This is a genomic window from Commensalibacter sp. M0133, assembly GCF_016101485.1.
In the GTDB taxonomy this organism is placed as follows: Bacteria; Pseudomonadota; Alphaproteobacteria; order Acetobacterales; family Acetobacteraceae; genus Commensalibacter; species Commensalibacter melissae.
Window position 1 is genome coordinate 227,687 of the sequence record NZ_JACFQI010000002.1, and the last position, 20,732, is coordinate 248,418.

Annotated in this window: 23 protein-coding genes; 14 read left to right on the top strand and 9 right to left on the bottom strand. The window is 37.0% G+C overall.

What is annotated here, in order from left to right:
• Positions 1 to 388 precede the first annotated feature (388 nt).
• Genes hemE through hemJ form a run of 3 tightly spaced genes read left to right on the top strand, consistent with a single transcriptional unit; the run spans position 389 to position 2,654 of the window.
• On the top strand, positions 389 to 1,453 hold the full coding sequence (hemE, locus tag H3T46_RS05935) for a uroporphyrinogen decarboxylase (RefSeq protein WP_198197858.1): 1,065 nt from the start codon (positions 389 to 391) through the stop codon (positions 1,451 to 1,453).
• A 14-nt stretch (positions 1,454 to 1,467) separates the two neighbouring features.
• Complete coding sequence (locus H3T46_RS05940) at positions 1,468 to 2,202, top strand: HAD family phosphatase (RefSeq protein ID WP_198197860.1); 735 nt, start codon at positions 1,468 to 1,470, stop codon at positions 2,200 to 2,202.
• 2 nt (positions 2,203 to 2,204) lie between these two features.
• Positions 2,205 to 2,654: a protoporphyrinogen oxidase HemJ gene (hemJ, locus tag H3T46_RS05945; RefSeq protein ID WP_110439218.1), complete on the top strand. Its 450-nt coding sequence runs from the start codon at positions 2,205 to 2,207 to the stop codon at positions 2,652 to 2,654.
• Positions 2,655 to 2,733: 79 nt separating this feature from the next.
• Here hemJ and H3T46_RS05950 read toward each other — a convergent pair whose 3' ends face one another.
• Positions 2,734 to 3,513 (bottom strand): hypothetical protein, encoded by a 780-nt coding sequence (locus tag H3T46_RS05950; RefSeq protein WP_155579859.1) that lies wholly within the window; start codon positions 3,511 to 3,513, stop codon positions 2,734 to 2,736.
• A gap of 226 nt (positions 3,514 to 3,739) precedes the next feature.
• Between H3T46_RS05950 and H3T46_RS05955 the strand changes: the two genes are divergently transcribed.
• The 3 genes from H3T46_RS05955 to H3T46_RS05965 all read left to right on the top strand — a co-directional run bounded on the left by H3T46_RS05955 (position 3,740) and on the right by H3T46_RS05965 (position 5,882).
• Positions 3,740 to 4,012, top strand: a complete 273-nt coding sequence (locus tag H3T46_RS05955) for a hypothetical protein (RefSeq protein ID WP_155564751.1) — start codon at positions 3,740 to 3,742, stop codon at positions 4,010 to 4,012.
• 64 nt (positions 4,013 to 4,076) lie between these two features.
• A complete protein-coding gene (locus H3T46_RS05960) occupies positions 4,077 to 4,349 on the top strand; it encodes a hypothetical protein (protein ID WP_110439221.1) in 273 nt (90 codons plus the stop codon).
• Positions 4,350 to 4,562: 213 nt separating this feature from the next.
• Positions 4,563 to 5,882, top strand: coding sequence for an MFS transporter (locus tag H3T46_RS05965; protein WP_198197862.1), 1,320 nt, complete (start codon positions 4,563 to 4,565; stop codon positions 5,880 to 5,882).
• 51 nt (positions 5,883 to 5,933) lie between these two features.
• Here H3T46_RS05965 and H3T46_RS05970 read toward each other — a convergent pair whose 3' ends face one another.
• From H3T46_RS05970 to H3T46_RS05985, 4 genes are all read right to left on the bottom strand, one after another.
• Positions 5,934 to 6,131 (bottom strand): hypothetical protein, encoded by a 198-nt coding sequence (locus tag H3T46_RS05970; protein WP_196424184.1) that lies wholly within the window; start codon positions 6,129 to 6,131, stop codon positions 5,934 to 5,936.
• Positions 6,132 to 6,586: 455 nt separating this feature from the next.
• Complete coding sequence (locus H3T46_RS05975) at positions 6,587 to 7,366, bottom strand: glucose 1-dehydrogenase (RefSeq protein WP_198197864.1); 780 nt, start codon at positions 7,364 to 7,366, stop codon at positions 6,587 to 6,589.
• Between the two features lie 57 nt (positions 7,367 to 7,423).
• A complete protein-coding gene (locus H3T46_RS05980) occupies positions 7,424 to 8,392 on the bottom strand; it encodes a quinone oxidoreductase (RefSeq protein WP_198197866.1) in 969 nt (322 codons plus the stop codon).
• Positions 8,393 to 8,648: 256 nt separating this feature from the next.
• On the bottom strand, positions 8,649 to 9,542 hold the full coding sequence (locus H3T46_RS05985; protein ID WP_198197867.1) for a LysR family transcriptional regulator: 894 nt from the start codon (positions 9,540 to 9,542) through the stop codon (positions 8,649 to 8,651).
• A 234-nt stretch (positions 9,543 to 9,776) separates the two neighbouring features.
• Between H3T46_RS05985 and queE the strand changes: the two genes are divergently transcribed.
• The 3 genes from queE to H3T46_RS06000 are packed head-to-tail and all read left to right on the top strand — an operon-like array spanning position 9,777 to position 11,669.
• Positions 9,777 to 10,412 (top strand): 7-carboxy-7-deazaguanine synthase, encoded by a 636-nt coding sequence (gene queE / locus H3T46_RS05990; protein WP_155568680.1) that lies wholly within the window; start codon positions 9,777 to 9,779, stop codon positions 10,410 to 10,412.
• Positions 10,412 to 11,143 (top strand): 7-cyano-7-deazaguanine synthase QueC, encoded by a 732-nt coding sequence (gene queC / locus H3T46_RS05995; protein ID WP_198197869.1) that lies wholly within the window; start codon positions 10,412 to 10,414, stop codon positions 11,141 to 11,143. Before queE ends, queC begins: the two co-directional genes overlap by 1 nt.
• On the top strand, positions 11,136 to 11,669 hold the full coding sequence (locus tag H3T46_RS06000) for a 6-carboxytetrahydropterin synthase (protein ID WP_198197871.1): 534 nt from the start codon (positions 11,136 to 11,138) through the stop codon (positions 11,667 to 11,669). Before queC ends, H3T46_RS06000 begins: the two co-directional genes overlap by 8 nt.
• Here H3T46_RS06000 and H3T46_RS06005 read toward each other — a convergent pair.
• Both H3T46_RS06005 and ubiA read right to left on the bottom strand, forming a co-directional pair.
• Complete coding sequence (locus H3T46_RS06005) at positions 11,666 to 12,316, bottom strand: methyltransferase (RefSeq protein ID WP_198197873.1); 651 nt, start codon at positions 12,314 to 12,316, stop codon at positions 11,666 to 11,668. The genes H3T46_RS06000 and H3T46_RS06005 overlap by 4 nt on opposite strands.
• The gene (gene ubiA, locus H3T46_RS06010; RefSeq protein WP_198197875.1) at positions 12,313 to 13,230 is read right to left on the bottom strand and encodes a 4-hydroxybenzoate octaprenyltransferase; all 918 of its coding nucleotides are present in this window, start codon (positions 13,228 to 13,230) and stop codon (positions 12,313 to 12,315) included. Before ubiA ends, H3T46_RS06005 begins: the two co-directional genes overlap by 4 nt.
• A gap of 133 nt (positions 13,231 to 13,363) precedes the next feature.
• On the opposite strand from ubiA, the gene H3T46_RS06015 reads away from it, so the two are divergent.
• The 4 genes from H3T46_RS06015 (at position 13,364) to H3T46_RS06030 (ending at position 17,478) form a co-directional block, all read left to right on the top strand.
• A complete protein-coding gene (locus H3T46_RS06015; protein WP_155568683.1) occupies positions 13,364 to 14,098 on the top strand; it encodes a 16S rRNA (uracil(1498)-N(3))-methyltransferase in 735 nt (244 codons plus the stop codon).
• Between the two features lie 53 nt (positions 14,099 to 14,151).
• Positions 14,152 to 15,537, top strand: a complete 1,386-nt coding sequence (locus tag H3T46_RS06020) for a glutamate--cysteine ligase (protein WP_155568684.1) — start codon at positions 14,152 to 14,154, stop codon at positions 15,535 to 15,537.
• 90 nt (positions 15,538 to 15,627) lie between these two features.
• The gene (locus H3T46_RS06025) at positions 15,628 to 16,791 is read left to right on the top strand and encodes an iron-containing alcohol dehydrogenase (protein ID WP_155564765.1); all 1,164 of its coding nucleotides are present in this window, start codon (positions 15,628 to 15,630) and stop codon (positions 16,789 to 16,791) included.
• Positions 16,792 to 16,824: 33 nt separating this feature from the next.
• On the top strand, positions 16,825 to 17,478 hold the full coding sequence (locus H3T46_RS06030) for an outer membrane lipoprotein carrier protein LolA (protein WP_110439231.1): 654 nt from the start codon (positions 16,825 to 16,827) through the stop codon (positions 17,476 to 17,478).
• Positions 17,479 to 17,481: 3 nt separating this feature from the next.
• Here the strand turns inward: H3T46_RS06030 and rsmI are convergent, their stop codons facing one another.
• Positions 17,482 to 18,390 (bottom strand): 16S rRNA (cytidine(1402)-2'-O)-methyltransferase, encoded by a 909-nt coding sequence (rsmI, locus tag H3T46_RS06035; RefSeq protein WP_198197877.1) that lies wholly within the window; start codon positions 18,388 to 18,390, stop codon positions 17,482 to 17,484.
• Between the two features lie 50 nt (positions 18,391 to 18,440).
• Between rsmI and H3T46_RS06040 the strand changes: the two genes are divergently transcribed.
• A complete protein-coding gene (locus H3T46_RS06040) occupies positions 18,441 to 19,778 on the top strand; it encodes a penicillin-binding protein activator (RefSeq protein ID WP_198197879.1) in 1,338 nt (445 codons plus the stop codon).
• Here the strand turns inward: H3T46_RS06040 and H3T46_RS06045 are convergent.
• Positions 19,775 to 20,719 (bottom strand): lysophospholipid acyltransferase family protein, encoded by a 945-nt coding sequence (locus tag H3T46_RS06045; RefSeq protein WP_198196624.1) that lies wholly within the window; start codon positions 20,717 to 20,719, stop codon positions 19,775 to 19,777. The genes H3T46_RS06040 and H3T46_RS06045 overlap by 4 nt on opposite strands.
• Positions 20,720 to 20,732 lie beyond the last annotated feature (13 nt).

Below are 20,732 nucleotides of genomic sequence, written 5' to 3' on the forward strand. Positions count from 1 at the left end.
ATTCTCGGTTTTTCCAAATCGATTCCGACAATTTTTCATCTGATTTTATGATTGGGGTACAATGAGGTACATGGGGATTAAATTTCAAGAAAAACAGTCAGGTACTGAGTACCGGGGATTGTACCCTTTTTTATTTTTCAGTGAGTTGTACACAGGTTTGGTTTAACAATATCTGGATAACCTAAATTTATTGAATGAATTCAACCTGTTAAAAACTGTACACTCTGTTGGAAAAATGGGGTACATTTTTTAAATAACGGGTACCACAGTACTAACAGGATTTATAAACAAACATCAAAAAATTTAAATTTTCTTTTTATTTTAAAGGACATGAAAAAAAAAAAAATTTTTGATACTGTTTTATCAAGACGAAAAAGAAAGAATATGAATGTTAAAATCTGAAAAAAAATTGATGAAAGTTCTGAAAGGGGAAAAAATATGGCCACCCCCTTTATGGATGATGCGACAGGCAGGAAGATTTTTACCTGAATTTCGAAAATTAAGGGAACAGGCAGATTTTCTTACACGTTGTCTGACACCTGATCTTGCCGCTGAAATAACATTGCAACCCATAAGACGTTTTGCTTTTGACACCGCCATCCTTTTTTCAGATATTTTAATCCTGCCATGGGCGATGGGACAAAAATTACAGTTTGTTGAAGGAAAAGGCCCCATTTTACACCCTATTCATTCGGAGGAGGATCTGAAAAAACTCCATCCGGAACAGATTGATGAAAAAATTGAACCGGTCCTGATCACCCTGCAAAATCTTAATAAATTGCTTAATAATGGTGAATCGATTGGAAAAGCCTCACCTGGATCGGTAACCCTGATGGGATTTACAGGATCGCCTTTTACAGTTGCCTGCTACATGGTTGAAGGTAAATCCTCGAAAGATTTTTCAACTGTGTTTAAAATGATTTATCAAAATCCTGACTTGTTTGATAAGATCATTGATCTTCTTGCAGAAACAACAGCAACCTATCTTTGTCATCAAGTAAGGGCCGGTGCCGAAGCCATTATGCTTTTTGACAGTTGGGCGGGTCTGCTCCCTTCAACCCTGTTTCAGCGTTATGTCATTGATCCCACCCGACAAATCATTGACAGAATCAGACAGGTCTATCCTCTGGTCCCGATTATAGGTTTCCCGCGGTTGGCCGGGGCACAACTGCTAACCTATATTGAACGGACAGGTTTAAATACGGTTGGAGTGGATCAGTATAACGATATATCCTTCTTAAACCGTCAAGTATCCCCCACAGTTGGATTTCAGGGTAATCTTGATCCCTTGTGTCTGTTATATGGCGGGAACATGCTTCAGAAGGAAATTCATCGCTTATGTCATGAATTGAAAAACAGGCCGCATATTTTTAATCTAGGTCATGGAATATTACCTGCAACCCCTATTGAACATGTCGAAGAATTGGTTAACACTGTACATAATTTGAAATAATTGGGAGATTGGGAATGGACGATAGAATAAAACAGGTCATTCAACAGGCACCGCAGGCAGTTCATACTAATGGATCTTTAAAATTGGTTATTTTTGATTGCGATGGTGTTCTGGTTGAAAGTGAGCATATTGTCGCAGAAATTATGGGAAAAGAAGCGCGTCAATACGGATGGAACATAACCGATAAACAGGCCCGTGAAGAATTTACCGGAGTGCAAATGGTGGATATCGGAAAAAAGATAGCCAAGCATGCAAAAAGGAATTTACCGGATAACTGGGCTGAGGAAGCACATAAAAAGGTTGTCGAGGGCATGTTCGGCAATGTGGAAAAAATTCCTGGCGTTGAATCAATTCTGCAAACCCTACATGATTTGAAAATACCTTATCGTGTCGGCTCGAATTCCTCACAGGAGGAAATGAAAACAAAATTTGAGAAAACCGGATTGATGAAGTGGTTTCCCAAGGATCGTATTCATTCTGCTTATGAGGTTAGAAATTCAAAGCCTTTTCCTGACCTTTATTTGTATGTTGCTGAAAAAGAGGGGGTTAACCCTGATGAATGTCTGGTTATAGAGGATTCTGATACAGGTTTAAAAGCTGCCTATGATGCGGGGATGGCCTGTATGTTATTGAGGGATTTAAATAAAGCAGCGCCAAATTATAAAGGGGTTATCCGTGTTGATTCTCTTCAGAAAGCTATCGATATCATAAAGGAAATTGTTCAATCTCAGCATAACAGGGAACATTAGTAATGATGTCCTCTCTATTGCCTTATGTCCTGTGGATAAAAGCTTTGCATGTCATTTCAGTTATTGCCTGGATGGCAGGTCAGTTTTACTTGCCCCGGTTATTTGTCTATCATTGTCAGGTAAACAAAGAAACAGATGAAAATGAAAGATTTAAAATAATGGAGTATAAATTGCTTCGTTATATTATTAATCCTGCAATGATGGCGGCTTTTTTATTTGGAATTTTATTGGCCTTGACTCCTGGGATCATTGATTGGCATGCAAAATGGTGGGTGGTTAAGCTGGTGGCTTTATTGATCTTAACAGGATATCATGGGTTTTGTTCACGTTGGCGTCGGCAATTTGCTGCAAATAACAACCATCATTCTGAAAAATTTTATCGCTGGATGAATGAGATTCCTACAATATTAATGATTATTATTGTTATCATGGTTATTGTGCAGCCTTTTTAATATTTTTAAAAATATTCATAATTACAGTAATTGTTACAATTTATATTTGTAACAATTGCTGTTCATACAGGATCAGTCCTTAATCATTATCTTTCTGGGAAGCGTTACAACTGACCCATTGATAGGATTTTGGAGAGGATTTGTTATAGGATAACATGAACTGATTTTTTTCTTTTTGACAGATATTGTTTTGTTTTAGCAAACCAAGAACAGTTGAATATTCTTTCTCGCAGGTTTCCCTATCATTTTTTTCCTCTTTGCATTTTCTAGCCAGTGCAGCCTGTTGTCTGAATAAGGGATATAGATCTGGAGGAACGATATTGGGTATATCCATTGTCGTGAATTCATCAATTTTTGAGGAAAATGGAGGGGGAAGAATAATATAATGATCTTTGGCGAAATTCTCCATTTCATTTATTGCCTTATTGATTCCTGCCAAGGGAATGGTATAATTTTTTTGTTCATCAACAATTAATGTGAATATTTTTTGTTGTTTCAGATTATTGATAAATTGAACGGTACTAATAGGTTCCAGGACAGTTTTGTAAGTGCCTGTTTCCTCTTTCTTTAATTCACAGGTAAAATCACCAACATCTAGTTCAATAACTGGTTGATTACTCCGTAATTTGTTAAGGGTAATGGAAATTCTTAATGAATAGCTGTAAGGATGCAATTTTATTGTAAGATCATTATTCTGCCCGGTGGAAGTTAACCAGGTTCGAGTGTAATTTTTGGTTAGCGACCAGTTTTCATAATGATCTTCTTGAATAAAAAAAGGATCCTTTGCATTGGTTTTTGCAATGAAGTTATTGCAAATAATCATAAGAAATATAAAAATGTATAAAAATTTTTTTAACATAGAATTTCCTTTAAAAAAATAACAAAAAGAATGAAATATATTAGGATTTTAATAATATTATAAAAAATATAGAGTAATTAATCTTTATATTTTAAAAAATATTTGTTAATTAAAGTTATTGTTGTAATATAAATTAATGTTATTAATTGTTTTTTCTTTCCTTCGTAAATATATAAAGGTGAATACTACGATACAATTCTAAACTTATTATTGTGAAAGTTGTAAAATGACCAATACACGAATTCCCACATATTTACATATTGTAAGCACAATCGGAATTCTTACGGCATGTTTTATGTATGTATCTTATATTCCTCAAATTATCAATAATCTTAATGGTCATCCAACTCCGCCTTATCAGCCCGCTGTGGCTGCTTTAAACTGTATACTGTGGGTATGGTATGCTGTACGTGTCAAAAACTGGCCCGTAGCGATCGCGAATGCTCCTGGAATTTTATTTGGAATTATCGCTGCGATTACTGCATTGTTTTATCAATAAAATAATTTTTCGAACTAATTTTCGTAATAGAAAACTTGCAATAATTCTAAGGTAAAGAATAAAAATGTTAGAAAAAGATCAAATTCCCAAATACATTCATATTGTGGGTTGGATAGCCACCATAACGGCATGTTGTATGTATGTTTCATATGTTTTTCAGATTATTGATAATCTTCATGGTCAAATTACACCTCCCTATCAACCGGCTGTGGCTGCTGTAAATGGTGCATTATGGGTTTGGTACGCTGTTAAAATCAAAGACTGGCCCGTGGCAATCTCAAACGCTCCAGGTATTGTTTTTGGTGCGATTGCTTGTATAACTGCAATACAATTCTGATCATCACATGAATTCTTGATTATATTGCTTTGTATATCTATTAAACAGCAAAGCAATATAATGTTTAAATATTAAAATTATTATAAAAAAGTATTAGCAAATATATATGGAAAATTAGGAAAGTAAATCTATAATAACAATAAATTGAATTGATAATAATTATAAATATTAAAGATAATAATTCTTTAACTTTATGGATAAAGGATTATTTTTATGAATACAGAAAAGCCTTTATTTGGTTTTATGACGGTTCCTTTGATTTGGGGATATATTGCAATTGCGATATTTATGGCCGGGGATGGATTTGAGGCCGCTTTTTTATCGAAATATATAACTGATATAGGATTTTCTGAAGCACAGTCAGGTTTTGTCTTTACTGTCTATGGGTTAATGGTTGCCTTGTCCGCATGGTGTTCTGGGGTTGTTGCGGAAATTATTACTCCACAAAAAGCGATGTTTGCAGGATTTGCCATTTGGGCAGCCATGCATATATTCTTTATGATATTTGGCCTCACCTATCACAATTATTGGATGATGGTGATTTTTTATGGCATTCGAGGACTTGGCTATCCTTTGTTTCTATATTCTTTTGTTGTGCTTGTTATTTACAATGTTGATAAATTGCAAATTTCTAATGCAATGGGATGGTTTTGGGCGGCATATTCTGTTGGGTTTGGTGTTATAGGTGGTTTTTTTCCAGGATTTATAAATCCGGTTATTGGGGAATATAATACTTTATGGATGTCTCTGGGTTGGGTTATTGTCGGTGGACTGATTGCATTAATTACGTTGCATAATGCAAGGACCAACAAGGAAAAAGCCAATCTGACTTTTAAAGAGAAAACAGCTGAATTAGGTCAGGCAATTACCATCTTATTCAGAAACAAGAATATATTTATGGCTGCGCTGGTTCGTATCATTAATACGACACCTTTATTTGGATTTGCCGTTGTAATGCCTTGGTTTTTAGTTGGAAAAACATCCCAAGATCATGGATTGGGATTTTCTAAAACTGAATGGCAAAATATCTGGACACTATTTTTGTTTGTTACGATTTTTACAAATATTTTATGGGGTATTTTGACAGATTATATTGGTTGGTTACAGCAAGTACGCTGGGTTGGTTGTATTGGTGGTGTTTTTGCCTGTTTCAGTTTTTATTACATTCCAATAACATATGGTCATAATATTTGGATGGCAATGATACCGGCAATTTTGTTTGGAATTACGGTTGCTTCTTTTATGCCTATGACTGCTATTTTTACAACTCTGGAACCGCATCATAAAGGGGCGGCAATTTCAATATATAATTTGTCAGCTGGATTGAGCAATTTTCTTGGTCCGGCTATTGCCACTACAGCGGTACCTTTCTTGGGGGTTGGAGGAGCAATCGGAATTTATATGGGGCTATATGTTTTTGCCGCCTTATTAACGTTATTGATTAAAGTGAAACAGCCTTCAAAAGAGGAAAGAGTCAAATTTCAAGAAAATGGAATTGAACCAGAATATGATCAGATTATTTTGGAAAATTAGATTATGATAAAACAAAACTGTCAGTAATATTTATTCTGACAGTTTTTGTAATTAATTCATATAATTCTCGTCATCAATATTTAATGTCTGGTTTGTTATATAATTTGAGTCAGAAGATACCAGAAACAAAGCTGCTCCCATAAAATTTTCTGGTAATCCATTCGTCCCAAAGGGAGGAGCCTGAAATGACAGATTGATAATTTTTCCATCTTCATTTTGTTCTACCATTTGTTTGGCAACAGTTTGCATAAGAAAAAAATGATTCTTTTACATTAACGGTAAATAATTGATCAAAGACATCTCATGATTCATCCCATAAAGGTTGCATGTCAAAAATTCCTGCGCTATTAAATAAAATGTCAACTTTATTAAAGTTTTGGAGAGTGGTTGACAAAATTTGTTATATATCCTCTTTTTTACTGATATCAGCAGTGTAGAGTAATAAATTGATCTTCAAGTAATCAAGTGCAATTCATGAAGGTTTTTTAAATCGACAAGAACACACTTGATATCTTCTTCTAAATATTTAAGTGCGATTGCTTTACTTATACCGCTATCTGCTCCCGTAACAATAACCGTTTTGCCTTTGAGTTTCGTAAAACTACCTTTTTTTGAAATAGATATTTTATTTACAGGCAATATAATAGTGTTTTAGTTTATTTTTATTTGATTTTATAAACAAGGATTTACAAAATCAATTATATTTAATTGATACCAATAGTCTGACCACCATCCACAATCATGGCATGACCAGTAGTAAAGGCAGCTTCTTTGGAACTAAGCCATAATACAGCAGCAGCGATTTCCTCAGGTCTACCAAGACGGCCAATAGGTTCTTGAGCAATTACACGAGCTTTTCCTTCAGGCGTACCACCACTGAATCGCTCAATCATTGGCGTGTCAATAATACCAGGACAAATGGCATTGATCCGAATGTTTGATTTTGCATAATCAAGTGCGGCGCATTTGGTAAGACCGATAATACCAAATTTAGTCGCGGCATAAGCAGCTTGCCCTTTAATGCCAATAATGCCTGCACTGGAAGAAGTATTAACGATTGATCCACCACCATTCCTAAGCATAATAGGAATAAGATATTTCATACATAAGAAAACACCATTTAGGTTTATATTAATATAATAATACCAATCGTCTTCTGTAACTTCACCAATCGGTCCAACAGGTTGTTCAACACCAGCATTATTAAATGCTAGATCAATATGACCAAACGTGGCAACTGCACGATCGACAGTATTTTTTATCTGTTGGCTATTTCTTACATCAGCAGTAATAGCCAAGGCATGTTGCCCAATTTTTTCAATAAGGTTTACGGTTTCCTCCAACCTAATTTCGTCCAGATCCACTAAAATTATATTTGCTCCTTCTCTTGCAAAAGCAAGGGCTGTGGCCTTACCAATACCTCCTGCTGCACCTGTAATAAAGGCAACTTTATCAGTAAAACGTTTATTTTGATTTATAGTCATTTTTTAATTCCTTTTTCCTAGTAGCAATTTAATGAAAATTATTATTTATTCTTTTGTTTAGGGAATCAGTACAGTGGCTTTTGTGAGTTTGCGTGATTCAAGTCGCTGATGGGCTTCAGCAGCGTGTGCCAAAGATAACTGAAAAGGTAATTGAATTTTTACAATATTATTCGAAACAATATCAAAAAACTCTTTACTCATGGAAAGCACGTCGGAACGTTTGGAAAGATATGTTGTTAAGCCAGGCCAAGTTGCATAAAGCGATCCTTTTTCTAATAAAGTTAGAATATCAAAAGGCGGAATAAGTCCTGAAGAAAAGCCAAAACTAACAAAACAACCAAAAGGACGCAGGCAATCCAGTGAACCAGGAAAGGTTTTTTTACCAATACTATCATAAACAACATGACATCCCTGACCATGAGTGATGGTTTTAACTTGTGTCACAAAATCACATTCATTATAGTTTATTACATAGTCACAACCATTTTGTTTGGCAATTCTGATTTTTTCCGAAGAACCAACGGTACCGATAATAATTGCTCCAAGATGTTTGGCCCATTGTGTCAGGATACGTCCAACACCACCTGCCGCCGCATGCACTAAAAGAATATGGTTGGCTTTAACTTGAAAGGTTTGTCGGATTAAAAACCGGGCTGTTAATCCTTTGAGTAAGGATGCGGCTGCGGTTTCATAAGAGATGTTATCAGGCAAGGGTACAAGAAAATGTACAGGAACAATTGTTTGTTCTGCATAAGCACCCAAGGTTTCGATATAAGCTACTCGATCCCCAACGGAAAAATCTTTTACTCCCTCACCAATGGCAATAATATCGCCAGCCCCCTCTTTACCTGGAATAAATGGAAGTGGTGTATTAAAAATCCCTTTTCTTAAATAAATATCGACAAAATTGACTCCAACTGCTCGATTACGGATAAGAACCTCTCCAGCTTTGGGATGAACAATAGGTATCTCTTCATAATTTAAAACATTTGGATCACCATAATTATGAATTTGTATGGCTTTCATTATCTGTATCCCTAGATTTGTAAATGTATTTTCAATTCGTGTCGTAGATTTTTTAATAAAATCAATAGAATGAATGATTTAAAAAATTGCGGATCGATTTAATTATAAAGGGAATAGATTAACGTGATTAGATTTAATAAGTTTCATGTGGTTATGAGAAAAAATCACAAATAAAAATATTGAATTTCAAGATCATCTGTATGAATTTCTTAATATTGATCCAAATTTTTCAATTAAACTGTTAATAGAAATTGATTTAATCTCTATATCGAATAGCTTGAATAAAATTAGAAAAGGCTAACGACATATTCCTACGATTGGGATAATATAGGTGAAATCCTTGGAAAACAGGGCACCAATCATTCAATGTCTCTTGTAATTGACCATTGCGTAAATAAGGTGCAGCAAGTGGTTGGGGAATAAAGGCCAAACCTATTCCATCAAGGGCACTATTCAACATTTGTAAACTGCTATTTAAAATGAGAGGCCCATTAACTTTGACCGTGAATTTTTCATTATGTTTTCTGAATTCCCAGGCATAAATGTTTCCGGAATTATTATGTCGAATATTGATGCATTTATGATGGATCAATTCATATGGGGTTGTTGGAAATGAATTTTGTTGAAAATAATCAGGAGACCCGACTACAGCCATGCGCCAATTGGTTCCTATACGAACAGCAATCATATCTTTGTCTATGGAATTTACAAGACGAATACCGGCATCAAATTTATGTTCTATAATATTTATAAATTCATAATTGATATGTAATTCTAAGATAATATCAGGGTATTGTATAAAAAAATCTTTTAAAAGAGGTCTTAGACACATTTCAATAGAATCATCAGTACAAGTTATTCTTATAGTACCTACTGGTTTACCACGTAATTCATTGAGCTTTTCAAGTTCCAAATTTATTTGATTTAAATGAAATCCAACCGATGTTATTAATTGTTCACCAATTTTGGTTGGAGAAACATTGCGTGTCGTTCTGGCGAGTAATCGTAAACCAAGTTGTTCTTCAAGATCTTTGATTATATGGCTTAAAGCTGATGGAGTTATTCCTAATTCAGCTGCAGCTTTTGTAAAGCTTTTATTTCGTGCTACGGCCAAAAATGATTGCAATGCATTAAGTGTCGTTTTTTTCATTTTATTGTCATAGGTTTGAAAAAATAAGAATATTAAATTGAAGAATAAATTTTAAAGTTTGGTTAGAAATTAAAGAATTATTTCATATATATAGTGTATTCGAATTTCCATTCGAAACAATTTCAAATTTTGTATACAAGGAAAACCTGTAATAAATTTTATCTTTAAAAGATAAAAAATTATATGGTACTAGAATACTTCATTGATTGTTTGAACAGTTTTGAAATTAAGATAATGAGCTATGCAGTAAAAGAAATTTTTCTTACCTTGCAGGGAGAAGGCTATTTTGCAGGCAGGACAGCGGTTTTTTGCCGTTTCTCCGGTTGTAACTTGTGGTCCGGACAGGAAAAAGACCGAGCTACTGCGATTTGTCAGTTTTGTGATACAGATTTTGTCGGAATGGATGGTTCTGGTGGTGGACGATTTGAAGATGCAAATTCGTTGGCCATAGCTATTGAAAAACATTGGGGAGAAAGGGACACTTCCTATCGTTTTGTTGTTTTTACCGGAGGGGAACCTTTGTTGCAGCTAGATAAATCCTTGATTGATGTTCTGAAGAAAAAAGGTTTTTTTATTGCTGTTGAGACAAATGGAACGATGCCTGTACCAAAAGGGGTGGATTGGATTTGTGTAAGTCCCAAACAAGGGGCTGCCCTAATGCAAATGCATGGGGATGAATTGAAATTAGTGTATCCGCAAGAAGCGATGGATCCCCAGAAATTTGAATCATTATCTTTTAAGAGTTTTCGTTTGCAGCCTAGGGATGATGAGCAGAGAGATAAACATTTGCGTCAGGCAATCCAATACTGTCAGGATAATCCAAAATGGTACCTTTCATTGCAAACACATAAATTAATAGGAATTCCATAATGAAAAAAACAGCAGATTTTTCAGAAGGGGCCTTGGTTTTATTTTCGGGAGGCCAGGATTCAACAACCTGTTTGGCCTGGGCTTTGACACATTTCCCAATTGTCGAGACGCTAGGATTTGATTATGGACAACGTCATTTTGTGGAAATGGAATGCCGTTCGGTAATTCGCGAAAAGATCTTGAATATTCAACCGGAATGGAAAGAGTGTCTTGGAGAGGATCATATTTTGAAATTATCAGATTTGGGAGCGATTTCTGATACATCCTTAACGCGGGAAACCGAAATTGAATGGAATAAGCAGGGATTACCTTCGACTTTTGTTCCTGGAAGGAATTTACTTTTTTTAACTTATGCCGCGATTATTGCAAACAGAAGAAATTTGCGGCATTTGGTTGGTGGCATGTGTGAAACAGATTTTTCAGGATATCCTGATTGTCGGGACGATACGTTAAAAGCTTTGCAGGTTGCGCTTAATCTGGGAATGAATACGCGATTTGTTTTGCATACACCATTAATGTGGCTTGACAAGGCTGCAGAATGGAAATTGGCTGAAACTTTGGGAAATGATTCACTTATTGAATTAATCAATAAGGAAACACATAGTTGTTATTTGGGCGATCGTACTCATTATCATGAATGGGGATATGGTTGTGGTCATTGTCCTGCCTGCGAATTACGTCAGGCTGGATGGGAGACCTATTTGCGGCAAAAGGAAATGTTTGGTGTTTGATTTGGTTTTTACTCGTCGTTATTCTATGGGGCATCGTTTGATTCACGGGGCTGGAGATATTTGTGCCACACCGCATGGGCATAATGAAGAGGTGAGCGTTTATTTAAAGGCTCATGAAGCGGAAAGACTGGATGGTTCTGCAAATATGGTCCTTCCTTTCTATTATGCAAAAAAGAAATGGCATCAATTTGTGGATGGTTCCATAGATCATTCTTTTCAGCTTTCAGAAGATGATCCCCTTTTGCCCTGGTTTATCAAAAATGAACCAAAACGTGTAAGGCATTTAGTCGTGACACCAGGTGATCCAACAACTGAATTAATGGCTTGTTTATTAATGATCAAGGTCAATAAAATTTTGGATGCAGAAAAAACCGGCTTATATTGTTTTAAAATCGATATCAAGGAAACCCCGACAAATACGGTCAGTTTTTCGGGCAATCCTTTTGATTTTGTTCCCCAATCGGAAAATGGACAAGGTCATTGGTGGGAACGGCCGGATATGTCAATTTCTGATTTGGAAATCTAGAGGGTGAGTTGATATAATATCGTGTGACGACTGGTACAATCTTCCAGTTCCATTGTTGTCGGAATATTATATTCATGAATAGGGAAAAGTTCTTCTTTGGGTAAATAATTACGTCCAGGATCTGCAATAATGACCTGTGCACCGGTGGCGGCACATTTTTTTAGCCAGGGCCAGATATGCCTGGTCATTGGGGCTTCATAACAAACGTCACCACAAAGAATCAGATCCCATTGACAGGGTAGTCCAACAATATTTTTGGAATTTTTATCTAGAAGAATATGATTGACCTTTGCATTTGATGCACACGCTTGCTGTGCCAGAGGGTCAATATCTGCGACTTCAATAAATTGCGCGTTGTTTTTGCCCGCTGCAATGGCGGCAATTCCACATCCTGCTGCAAAATCCAGGACTTTTTTCTGTTTAACAAATCGAGGATGATCTATAATATACCGTGCGAGAGCTTTTCCCCCAGGCCAGGCAAAAGCCCAGAAAGGCGGTTCAATATTTTGCTCGGCAAGCCAGTTTTCAGTCGCTTGCCAAATAGGTGTAATATCACTGGCTTGATAAAGTGAAATTTTCGGAACAAAATCAACTTCTTTTAAAATGGTATAATCGGAAATAAATTTTTGGAATAGTGCCGGATTCATTGAAAAATATTTCCCATTAATAAAGCCAGGGCGATCAATATACCGGCATCACGATTGGATTTGAACAATATTAGGCAACAGGTTGGGTTGCATAAGTCAAAGTTTTTAAGCTGCCATATAAAATGGCTCAAGGGTAAGAGAAGGGCACAGAAAGAAACCCAGCTATTCTGATTTAAAATCATGGCAATCAATAACATTATGATACAAAAGCCATAATTTGTACCCACGAAAATCTTTCCTGCCTCCCCGGCCCATCGGGCGGTTGATTTGACACCAATTCGTTGATCATCTTCTATATCCTGATATCCGTAAATAGTATCAAAACCGATTTGCCAAAAAATAGTTGCGGCATATAACGCAAATTGGGACCAGGATAAACAGCCTGTAGCGGCGGTATATCCAAGGGGGGCACCAAATCCAAATGTAAATCCCAGAACAAGTTGTGGCCAGGCAAAAATTCTTTTTGCACCAGGATAGAGAGCAACAAGAATTAGGGAGGAAGCGCCCAAAAGCCATGAAAGCGGATTTAGCTGTAATAGAATGAGAAAACCAAGAGCCAAGAGAACAAGTAAAAAACAAACTGCTCTTTTTAGGGAAATTGTATTATTTGCAAGGGGCCTTTGTTGTGTTCTGGCAACCTGACGGTCAAAATCACGATCCCATATATCATTTACAACACAACCGGCGCTGCGCATGATGATACTGCCCAGCGCAAAAAGAAATATGAGTTTTAAGCGTATTGCCCAATTGATTTGATGGGGTAATAGTATTCCCCATAACCCCGGGATAAAGAGAAGCCAGTTTCCAATCGGGCGATCCAGTCTGGATAAGATGGCATAAGGTTTTAAGGAAGACGGTAAAAAATTAATCCAACTTGATAAATTGATATCAGAATATGATGATTTTTGATTCACAGTTAATTCCAAAAGGCAAATTTGTGCCTTAATATCGAGGATGGTGTAAAAGCTTTATGGATTTTATAGTATAAAACTGTTTTTTTACTAGAAAAAGATTGTTTGAATATTTTGTTACAGAATGGTGGAATGAATGTCTTTTGTACCGCGTATCTATATTGATTTAGATCAATCTATAACATTGGTTGCAAATGAACCTTGTTATTTATCCGCTACGATTGCTCATTATCTAGGAAATGTTTTACGGTTGAAAAAAGGTGGCAGGGTTATTTTGTTTAATAACCGAGATGGAGAGTGGATTGGTGAAATAGAGCATATATCCAAAAACAAAGGGGTTGTTCATCTGTTGGAGCAGGTAAGGTTACCCATTCTTGCTCATGGACCAACCTTGCTTTTTGCACCCTTGAAACGAGATGCAACAGATTTGGCTGTTCGTATGGCGACTGAATTGGGGGTCAGAATTATTCAGCCTGTTCAGACATTGCGAACAAACAGTCAAAGAATTAAAGATGAAAGGTTACTGGCTATCGCCAAAGAGGCTGCAGAACAAAGTAACCGTTTGACCATTCCCGAAATAAGGTCACTTTGTTCCCTATTCGAAATTTGTGATGTTTGGCCACAGGACAAGCCTTTGCTGATAGCGCTAGAGCGTGGAAATGAAAGAAAGATTGATGCAACTTTTCAACCATTATATAATGGAAACGAAGGGCTCCTTATTGGTCCCGAAGGAGGGTTTGATGAATGTGAAATCGAAAAATTACTTTCCTATAAATTTATACTTCCTATATCCTTGGGAAATCTTGTTTTAAAAGCGGAAACAGCTATTGCTGCAGGACTTGCAAAATTATTTCCTTATGTAAAAGCTTAATATAGTATAATAATTACTTCTTTTTTAAAAATGTAAATGTAGATAGATTGTATATGTCCAGTTTAATTGATCATGATCAGACTCTAGTAACTTCCGTAAAACAATTGGCTGATTATTTGGCCGGTGGATGTAAACCTGTTCAAAATTGGCGTATTGGTACTGAGCATGAAAAATTTGGATTCATTAATTCTCAGAATGATCGTGATTATTTATTCCCTCCCGCTTATAAACCGGATGGAATAGAGGATGTTTTAAAAAATATTCAAGATCAGCATGAAAGCTGGCAGCCGCTTTACGATATGAATAACCTTATCGGATTTAATGGTGACAGGGGTGCGATTTCCCTTGAACCGGCTGGACAATTTGAGCTATCTGGGGCGCCTGTTGAAACTCTGCATGAAACGCGCCGGGAAATGGATTTGCATTTTCAGGATATGCATCGTGCTGCTGACTCTTTGGCATTGGGATTTTCTCCTTTGGGATTTCATCCGTTTGCACGACGTGACCAAATGCCCTGGATGCCCAAAAAGCGATATGAAATTATGAAAGCCTATATGCCAAAGGTTGGAAAACTTGGCCTGGATATGATGACAAGAACTTGTACAGTTCAGGTCAACCTGGATTTTTCTTCAGAAAAAGACATGGCACGTAAAATGCGTGTATCTTTGGCTTTACAGCCCATATTTACCGCTCTATTTGCAAATTCACCCTTTTATGAAGGAAAACCGAGCGGGTTGCAGTCAATGCGTGCATATATCTGGACAGATACGGATAATCAGCGTGCAGGTATGCCCGATGTTTTTTTTGACGATCATTTTGGTTTTGAACACTATATCGAGTGGCTGTTGGATGTGCCGATGTATTTTGTCATTCGTCATGGTAAGATGATTGATGTTTCCGGGGCATCTTTTCGGGCATGGATACAGGGTAGAACACCTGCGGGTTTGGAGCATGAGAAACTGACCATGGGAGATTTTAAAAACCATATAACAGTTGCCTTTCCTGATGTCCGTTTGAAACAATATCTTGAAATGCGGGGTGCGGATGCAGGATCAAGGGAAATGATGATTGCAATGTCGGCTTTCTGGACGGGATTATTGTATGATTCTTCAACGTTGCTGGCTGTGGAAAAACTGGTCAGGGAACAGGAATGGTCTGTCTATAAAGCTTTAAGAAATAAAGTGATCGGACAGGGATTGTCAGCATCAATCGGTAGAGAAAACCTTAGGGAATTTATGAAGCGTCTTCTTCAGTTGGCTCAACAAGGATTGAAAAATCGCAATTTTAAGGATGAGAATGGTGATGATGAAACCAAGTATCTGATTCCCCTATTTGAAATTGCTGAGGGAGGTCCAACCCAGTCTGAATATTGGTTACACCGTTATGAAACGGTTTGGGGGGGAGATGTAAGGCGAATTATGAAAGAGTCTATGATTTAGGGAAGATAAAAAATTAATTTTATTGTTCTTTGAGTCATTAAGGTTGAATATTGTAAATTAATAAATTGATTTTATAAAAGGAATTTAGTCATGTCGATTCAAAATTTTGAATTTTATAATCCAACACGTATCGTTTTCGGACAAAATACAATTGAAAAATTGAACAGCTTAATTCCTAAAAATGCAAAAGTACTAATTACTATAGGAGGGGGCAGTGTTCGCAAAAATGGAACCCTTGCTGAGGTACAAAAGGCATTGGGTGGTCGTCATGTCGAGATTTTTGAAGGAATAGAAGCCAATCCTATTTTTGAAACTCTCATGAAAGCTGTTGAGAAAATTCGTCAGGAAAATTTTGATTTTATATTGGGCGTTGGCGGAGGATCTGTCATGGACGGGACCAAATTTATCGCCGGGGCAGTACATTGCAAGGATGATCCTTGGAAATTGGTACTTGATGGTGGAAAAGATATTCAGCAGATTGTTCCTTTCGGATTTGTTTTGACCTTACCGGCAACAGGTTCGGAAATGAACAGTAATGCTGTTATCTCACGGAAGACAACAGAAGATAAATTGCCGATTAAAAACGAGCTTTTATATCCTGTATTTTCTATTCTGGATCCAACGAAAACATTCAGTTTACCGAAAAAGCAAGTTGCAAACGGAATTATTGATGCTTTTGTCCATACTACAGAACAATATTTGACTTATCCAGTTAATGGATCCATTCAAGATCGTTTTGCTGAAGGGATTTTGTTAACTTTAATTGAAGAGGGTCCAAAGACCTATAATAATCCAGAGGATTATGAATCTCGCGCAAATTTTGTATGGGCAGCAACAATGGCCCTAAATGGCTTGATTGCCGCAGGGGTTCCGGAAGATTGGGCCACTCATATGATTGGACATGAATTGACAATTTTGTATGGTCTTGATCATGGGCAGACTTTGGCGATTGTACTTCCATCCTTATTAGAGGAAATGCGTCAAGATAAACGTGAAAAACTTCTTCAATATGGTAAGAGGGTATGGGGATTAACAGGATATAGTGATGAAAAGATTATTGATGAAGCAATCAGGAAAACAAGGGAATTTTTTGAAAGTTTTGGTGTAAAAACCTATTTACACGAATATGATATTGATAATAATGCTGCGGAAAAGGTAATTGAGCAATTAAAGAGACATCATATGACCGCATTGGGGGAAAGAAAAAATATTACACCTGATGTAAGTTATCGTATTGTGCAGGCAAGTCTGTAACAATAATTACATTTCTGCTGAAAGGGTTTGGCCATGCGATTGTTGAAAGTTGTTTCCATTTGCTGTTTTATTGCCGTTTTGGAAATGGTTGGTTTAAGAAATCTTGCTCTTGCTCAGGATAAGACAGGGAATGCAATGACGGGTGTGACACTGACGTCCAAGCAGCTAAATAACATTCAGCAGTTGGAAAATTGGATCAACAATCTGACAATAATGAAAGCCAATTTTCAGCAGATTGCCCCGAATGGTCAACGAAGCACTGGACAGGTTTGGATCAAGCGTCCAGGGCGGATCAGGTTTGAATATGATAAACCCAGTCAATTATTGTTGGTAGCGAATGAAGGAAAAATGGTTTTTCATGATGGAGCTGTTGGTCAAACAACAACCATTCCAATTGATCAAAATCCATTAGGACTGTTATTAAAGCCGGATCTTCATTTTTCCGGAGATGTCACGATTGTTAAATATGAAAAGGAAAATGGTTTAATTCAGGTCAAGGTTGTCAGGACGGCCTCTCCTTCAGAGGGAAGCTTGACGTTGATATTCAATCAAAATTATATGGTTTTAAGAGGATGGGAGGTTGTTGATGCGCAGGGTCAGGTTACCAAAGTGGACCTGTATGACCTTCATCCTAAAAAATCTGTTTCTGATGAGTTATTTAACATTCATTTTAAGGATGATGAATAGGGATTATATTTTTTGCAGTTCAAGCGCACGTTTATAAACAATTTTTTTGGGCAAGTGAAGAGCGGTGGACACAACTTGGGCAGCGTCTTTAATGGACATTGTTTTTAAGGCCTCAATAAGATTTGTATCAAGATCTATCATATCATGATTATTTTTTTTTGAAGATGGAGGGGCCAATAATACAATTATTTCACCTTTTGGTGAGATTTGGGAAAATTGATCAAGCAAAGATTTTAAATTACCACGTTGAATTTCTTCGAATTTTTTTGTCAATTCTCTAGCTACGGCTGCCTCACGATTTTCGCCAAAAACCTCTTTCAAATCTTTTAGCATATCGACCAATCGATGAGGTGCTTCATGCCAGATATAGGTTGGGGTCAATCCTATATTTTCTACTGCCTTTAAGATAGCAAAAGAATTTTGCCGAGCTGTTGATTTTGGTGGCGGAAAACCAATAAATAAATAGGGATGTGGTGGAAGTCCTGATAAAGTTAATGCCATTAAAGCTGCATTTGCGCCTGGAATGGCTGTAATTTTAATATTTTCTTTTATGACAGCATGGGTTAGTTGATATCCTGGATCAGATACCAAAGGGGTGCCAGCATCAGAAATCAATGCAATTTTTTTACCCTGGTGAAGTAAATTTAAAACATGATGGATACGATGGGTTTCATTATGTTGATGCAGGCATTCGGTTGGGGTTGTAATACCATAGGTTGATAGAAGTTTTGCACTGACCCGTGTATCTTCACACAAAATCAAATCACATTCCTGTAAAATCATTTTGGCACGAAAACTTAGGTCACCAAGATTGCCAATTGGTGTGGAAACCAGAAAAAATCGAGCATTATTTTCAATGGTACGATTATATTTGATTGTGTTAATATTTGATTGAATATTTTGTTTTTGCATTTTAATAATAACTGATAATCAGATTTTGATTAAATCAAAGGAGAATACTATTGATAGAGCAGAAAAAACCTTTTAAACAAAATTGTTTGGGATTGAATTCTTTTATGGCAAATTTGTTAAAGGTCACTATCCCTGTATGCTTGCTGGCAGCTTGTTCTTCTAGTCATAGTGATAATAATACTCCTATTACGACACCTACTCAAAATTTGCAACAACCTTCCAAAAAACAAATTGGGCTTCTTCTTCCCTTGACGGGGAGAAATGGTGGATTGGGAAATAATATGTTAAAAGCTGCCCGGCTCGCCATTGATGAACCCTCTGCACTTGATGTTCATGATACGGCAGAAACGGGTGGGGCTTCTGCAGCAGCCTATAAAGCCATTGAGGCAGGTGATGGCATTATTCTTGGTCCCTTGACAGCTAAGGATACAACAGAGGTTGCAGCAGTGACTGGTGCGGTCAATATTCCGGTTCTTTCCTATAGCAGTAATGCTTCAATTGCATCTTCAAATGTGTGGATTTTTGGAATTACGCAAAATCAGCAAATTGAAACTTTGGTAAAAGCAGCCAAAAATGAAGGGCGAATGAAATTTGCGGCTTTTTTACCTGATAACAGTTTTGGTCGGGCAATGGCAGATGGATTAATTAAAAGCTGCTCTGATCAGGGATTGATGCAACCCACAATCGTGTATCATGCGGCTGACCTGTCTGACATCACACAAAAATTGAAATCAATGTCAAATTTTGATGAAAGAACGGAAGCGGCTAAAATAAACTCTCAAAACCAGAATTCAACTGATACCACTGCAGCGAATGGACCCAAGGAAGATGGAGATAGTTTACAAAATGAACTTATTCCTTCAAAACCTGAAAAAAAGGTCGAGACAAAAAAACTGAAACTGGATAAACCTCCGTTTGACGCCTTGCTTTTGGCTGATACAGGATTACAGTTGCAGTCTGTTATCAATGCGATGAATGAAGTGCAGGTTTCTACAAGCCAGGTCAGGATTATGGGACCTACTTTATGGTCATCTTTTGCCGGTAAATTGGGAAAATTAAAAGGGGCCTGGTATGTCGCGCCCAATCCGGTCAAACGTCAGGAATTTATCCGGCAATATATGGCAAGATATGGACAAACCCCAAAACCCCTAGCGGACTTCACCTATGATTCAGCTGCATTGGCAAACAGTTTGAGAAAACGTCCAGGTGGTTTCTCAATAGAAAATATAACGCGACCGGATGGATTTAATGGTATTGATGGCTTTTTTGCCCTGCATCCCGATGGAACAGTAAAACGTGATTTACAGATTTTTGAAATTCAGTCCTTTGGTGGAGGGAAAATGATTTCAACTCCAAAAGATAATACATCGGGTAGTATGACACATTAGGGTTTATAGTATTCTTTTGGCCATCTTTTATGCAGCCAGAGCCATTGTTCTGGTTGTTTCCTTATCCATTCTTCAATTTTGTCATTTATGCGTTGGGTTAATATTCGAACATTTTCTATATTGTTTTCGACCAGATCCGAATAATCAATGGGTGTTTCGACAATAATGCGCAGCCTTGCAGGTCCAAGTCGTTTTACATAACCGGGAATGATGGGACAACGTAATTTCAGGGCCAGGCTTGCAACAGCGGAAGAGGTCATTGCAGGTTTTCCAAAAAAATTAACCCGAATGCCATCATTCATCTTCTGATCACTTAGAACACCAAGTCTTTTTCCTTGTAAAAGGTGTCTTAATGCTTGTTTTGCCCCTTTTGCTCCCTTTGCAAACATGGGAATTTTTTGTTGCATGGCTTGATATCGTAATTGAAGGATAAGCTCATTTACATAGGGATTGCTAGCTGCACGGAAAAAAGAAGAAAAAGGAACCCCATATTGTGCAACTCCCGGTGGCAACATTTCCCAGTTTCCAAGATGACCTGATACAAATAAAACCGGTCCTTTACGCTTTGCCTGTCCAATTAAATAATTTTCCCCAATGATTTCCCAGCCCGCACCTTGTTTGGTATTTTGTTCAAGATTAGCAAGATGTGGAAATTCTCCAACTGTTCTTCCAAGATTTTCCCATACGCCTGCTATAATTTTTTGTCTTTCCTGCAAGGACAGATCAGGCATGACAAATTTTATATTTCTATCAGCTATTTTGGAAACGGGAAGTTTCGTGCCAATTTTTTGACAAATCCATCCACCTAGATTGGAGGCTTGTTCTGGAGAAAGTTTTTGTAAGAGGTTAATACAAATTTCAGCGATCAGATATTCACCGTAATATAAACATTGTTTCAACCAATTGGAAATAATCTGACGGGATGGTAAGGGCAAGGACATGAAGGAAATTTTT

What these genes read in the sequence shown, in the direction of transcription:
- H3T46_RS06045 (WP_198196624.1), bottom strand. Translation starts at nt 20,719, where the DNA reads ATGTCCTTGCCCTTACCATCCCGTCAGATTATTTCCAATTGGTTGAAA.
- H3T46_RS05970 (WP_196424184.1), bottom strand. Translation starts at nt 6,131, where the DNA reads ATGCAAACTGTTGCCAAACAAATGGTAGAACAAAATGAAGATGGAAAA.
- H3T46_RS05980 (WP_198197866.1), bottom strand. Translation starts at nt 8,392, where the DNA reads ATGAAAGCCATACAAATTCATAATTATGGTGATCCAAATGTTTTAAAT.
- H3T46_RS05950 (WP_155579859.1), bottom strand. Translation starts at nt 3,513, where the DNA reads ATGTTAAAAAAATTTTTATACATTTTTATATTTCTTATGATTATTTGC.
- rsmI (WP_198197877.1), bottom strand. Translation starts at nt 18,390, where the DNA reads ATGCAAAAACAAAATATTCAATCAAATATTAACACAATCAAATATAAT.
- H3T46_RS06005 (WP_198197873.1), bottom strand. Translation starts at nt 12,316, where the DNA reads ATGAATCCGGCACTATTCCAAAAATTTATTTCCGATTATACCATTTTA.
- queC (WP_198197869.1), top strand. Translation starts at nt 10,412, where the DNA reads ATGAAAAAAACAGCAGATTTTTCAGAAGGGGCCTTGGTTTTATTTTCG.
- H3T46_RS06025 (WP_155564765.1), top strand. Translation starts at nt 15,628, where the DNA reads ATGTCGATTCAAAATTTTGAATTTTATAATCCAACACGTATCGTTTTC.
- hemJ (WP_110439218.1), top strand. Translation starts at nt 2,205, where the DNA reads ATGATGTCCTCTCTATTGCCTTATGTCCTGTGGATAAAAGCTTTGCAT.
- H3T46_RS06030 (WP_110439231.1), top strand. Translation starts at nt 16,825, where the DNA reads ATGCGATTGTTGAAAGTTGTTTCCATTTGCTGTTTTATTGCCGTTTTG.
- queE (WP_155568680.1), top strand. Translation starts at nt 9,777, where the DNA reads ATGAGCTATGCAGTAAAAGAAATTTTTCTTACCTTGCAGGGAGAAGGC.
- H3T46_RS05965 (WP_198197862.1), top strand. Translation starts at nt 4,563, where the DNA reads ATGAATACAGAAAAGCCTTTATTTGGTTTTATGACGGTTCCTTTGATT.
- H3T46_RS05975 (WP_198197864.1), bottom strand. Translation starts at nt 7,366, where the DNA reads ATGACTATAAATCAAAATAAACGTTTTACTGATAAAGTTGCCTTTATT.
- H3T46_RS05955 (WP_155564751.1), top strand. Translation starts at nt 3,740, where the DNA reads ATGACCAATACACGAATTCCCACATATTTACATATTGTAAGCACAATC.
- H3T46_RS05960 (WP_110439221.1), top strand. Translation starts at nt 4,077, where the DNA reads ATGTTAGAAAAAGATCAAATTCCCAAATACATTCATATTGTGGGTTGG.
- H3T46_RS05940 (WP_198197860.1), top strand. Translation starts at nt 1,468, where the DNA reads ATGGACGATAGAATAAAACAGGTCATTCAACAGGCACCGCAGGCAGTT.
- hemE (WP_198197858.1), top strand. Translation starts at nt 389, where the DNA reads ATGTTAAAATCTGAAAAAAAATTGATGAAAGTTCTGAAAGGGGAAAAA.
- H3T46_RS05985 (WP_198197867.1), bottom strand. Translation starts at nt 9,542, where the DNA reads ATGAAAAAAACGACACTTAATGCATTGCAATCATTTTTGGCCGTAGCA.
- H3T46_RS06020 (WP_155568684.1), top strand. Translation starts at nt 14,152, where the DNA reads ATGTCCAGTTTAATTGATCATGATCAGACTCTAGTAACTTCCGTAAAA.
- H3T46_RS06015 (WP_155568683.1), top strand. Translation starts at nt 13,364, where the DNA reads ATGTCTTTTGTACCGCGTATCTATATTGATTTAGATCAATCTATAACA.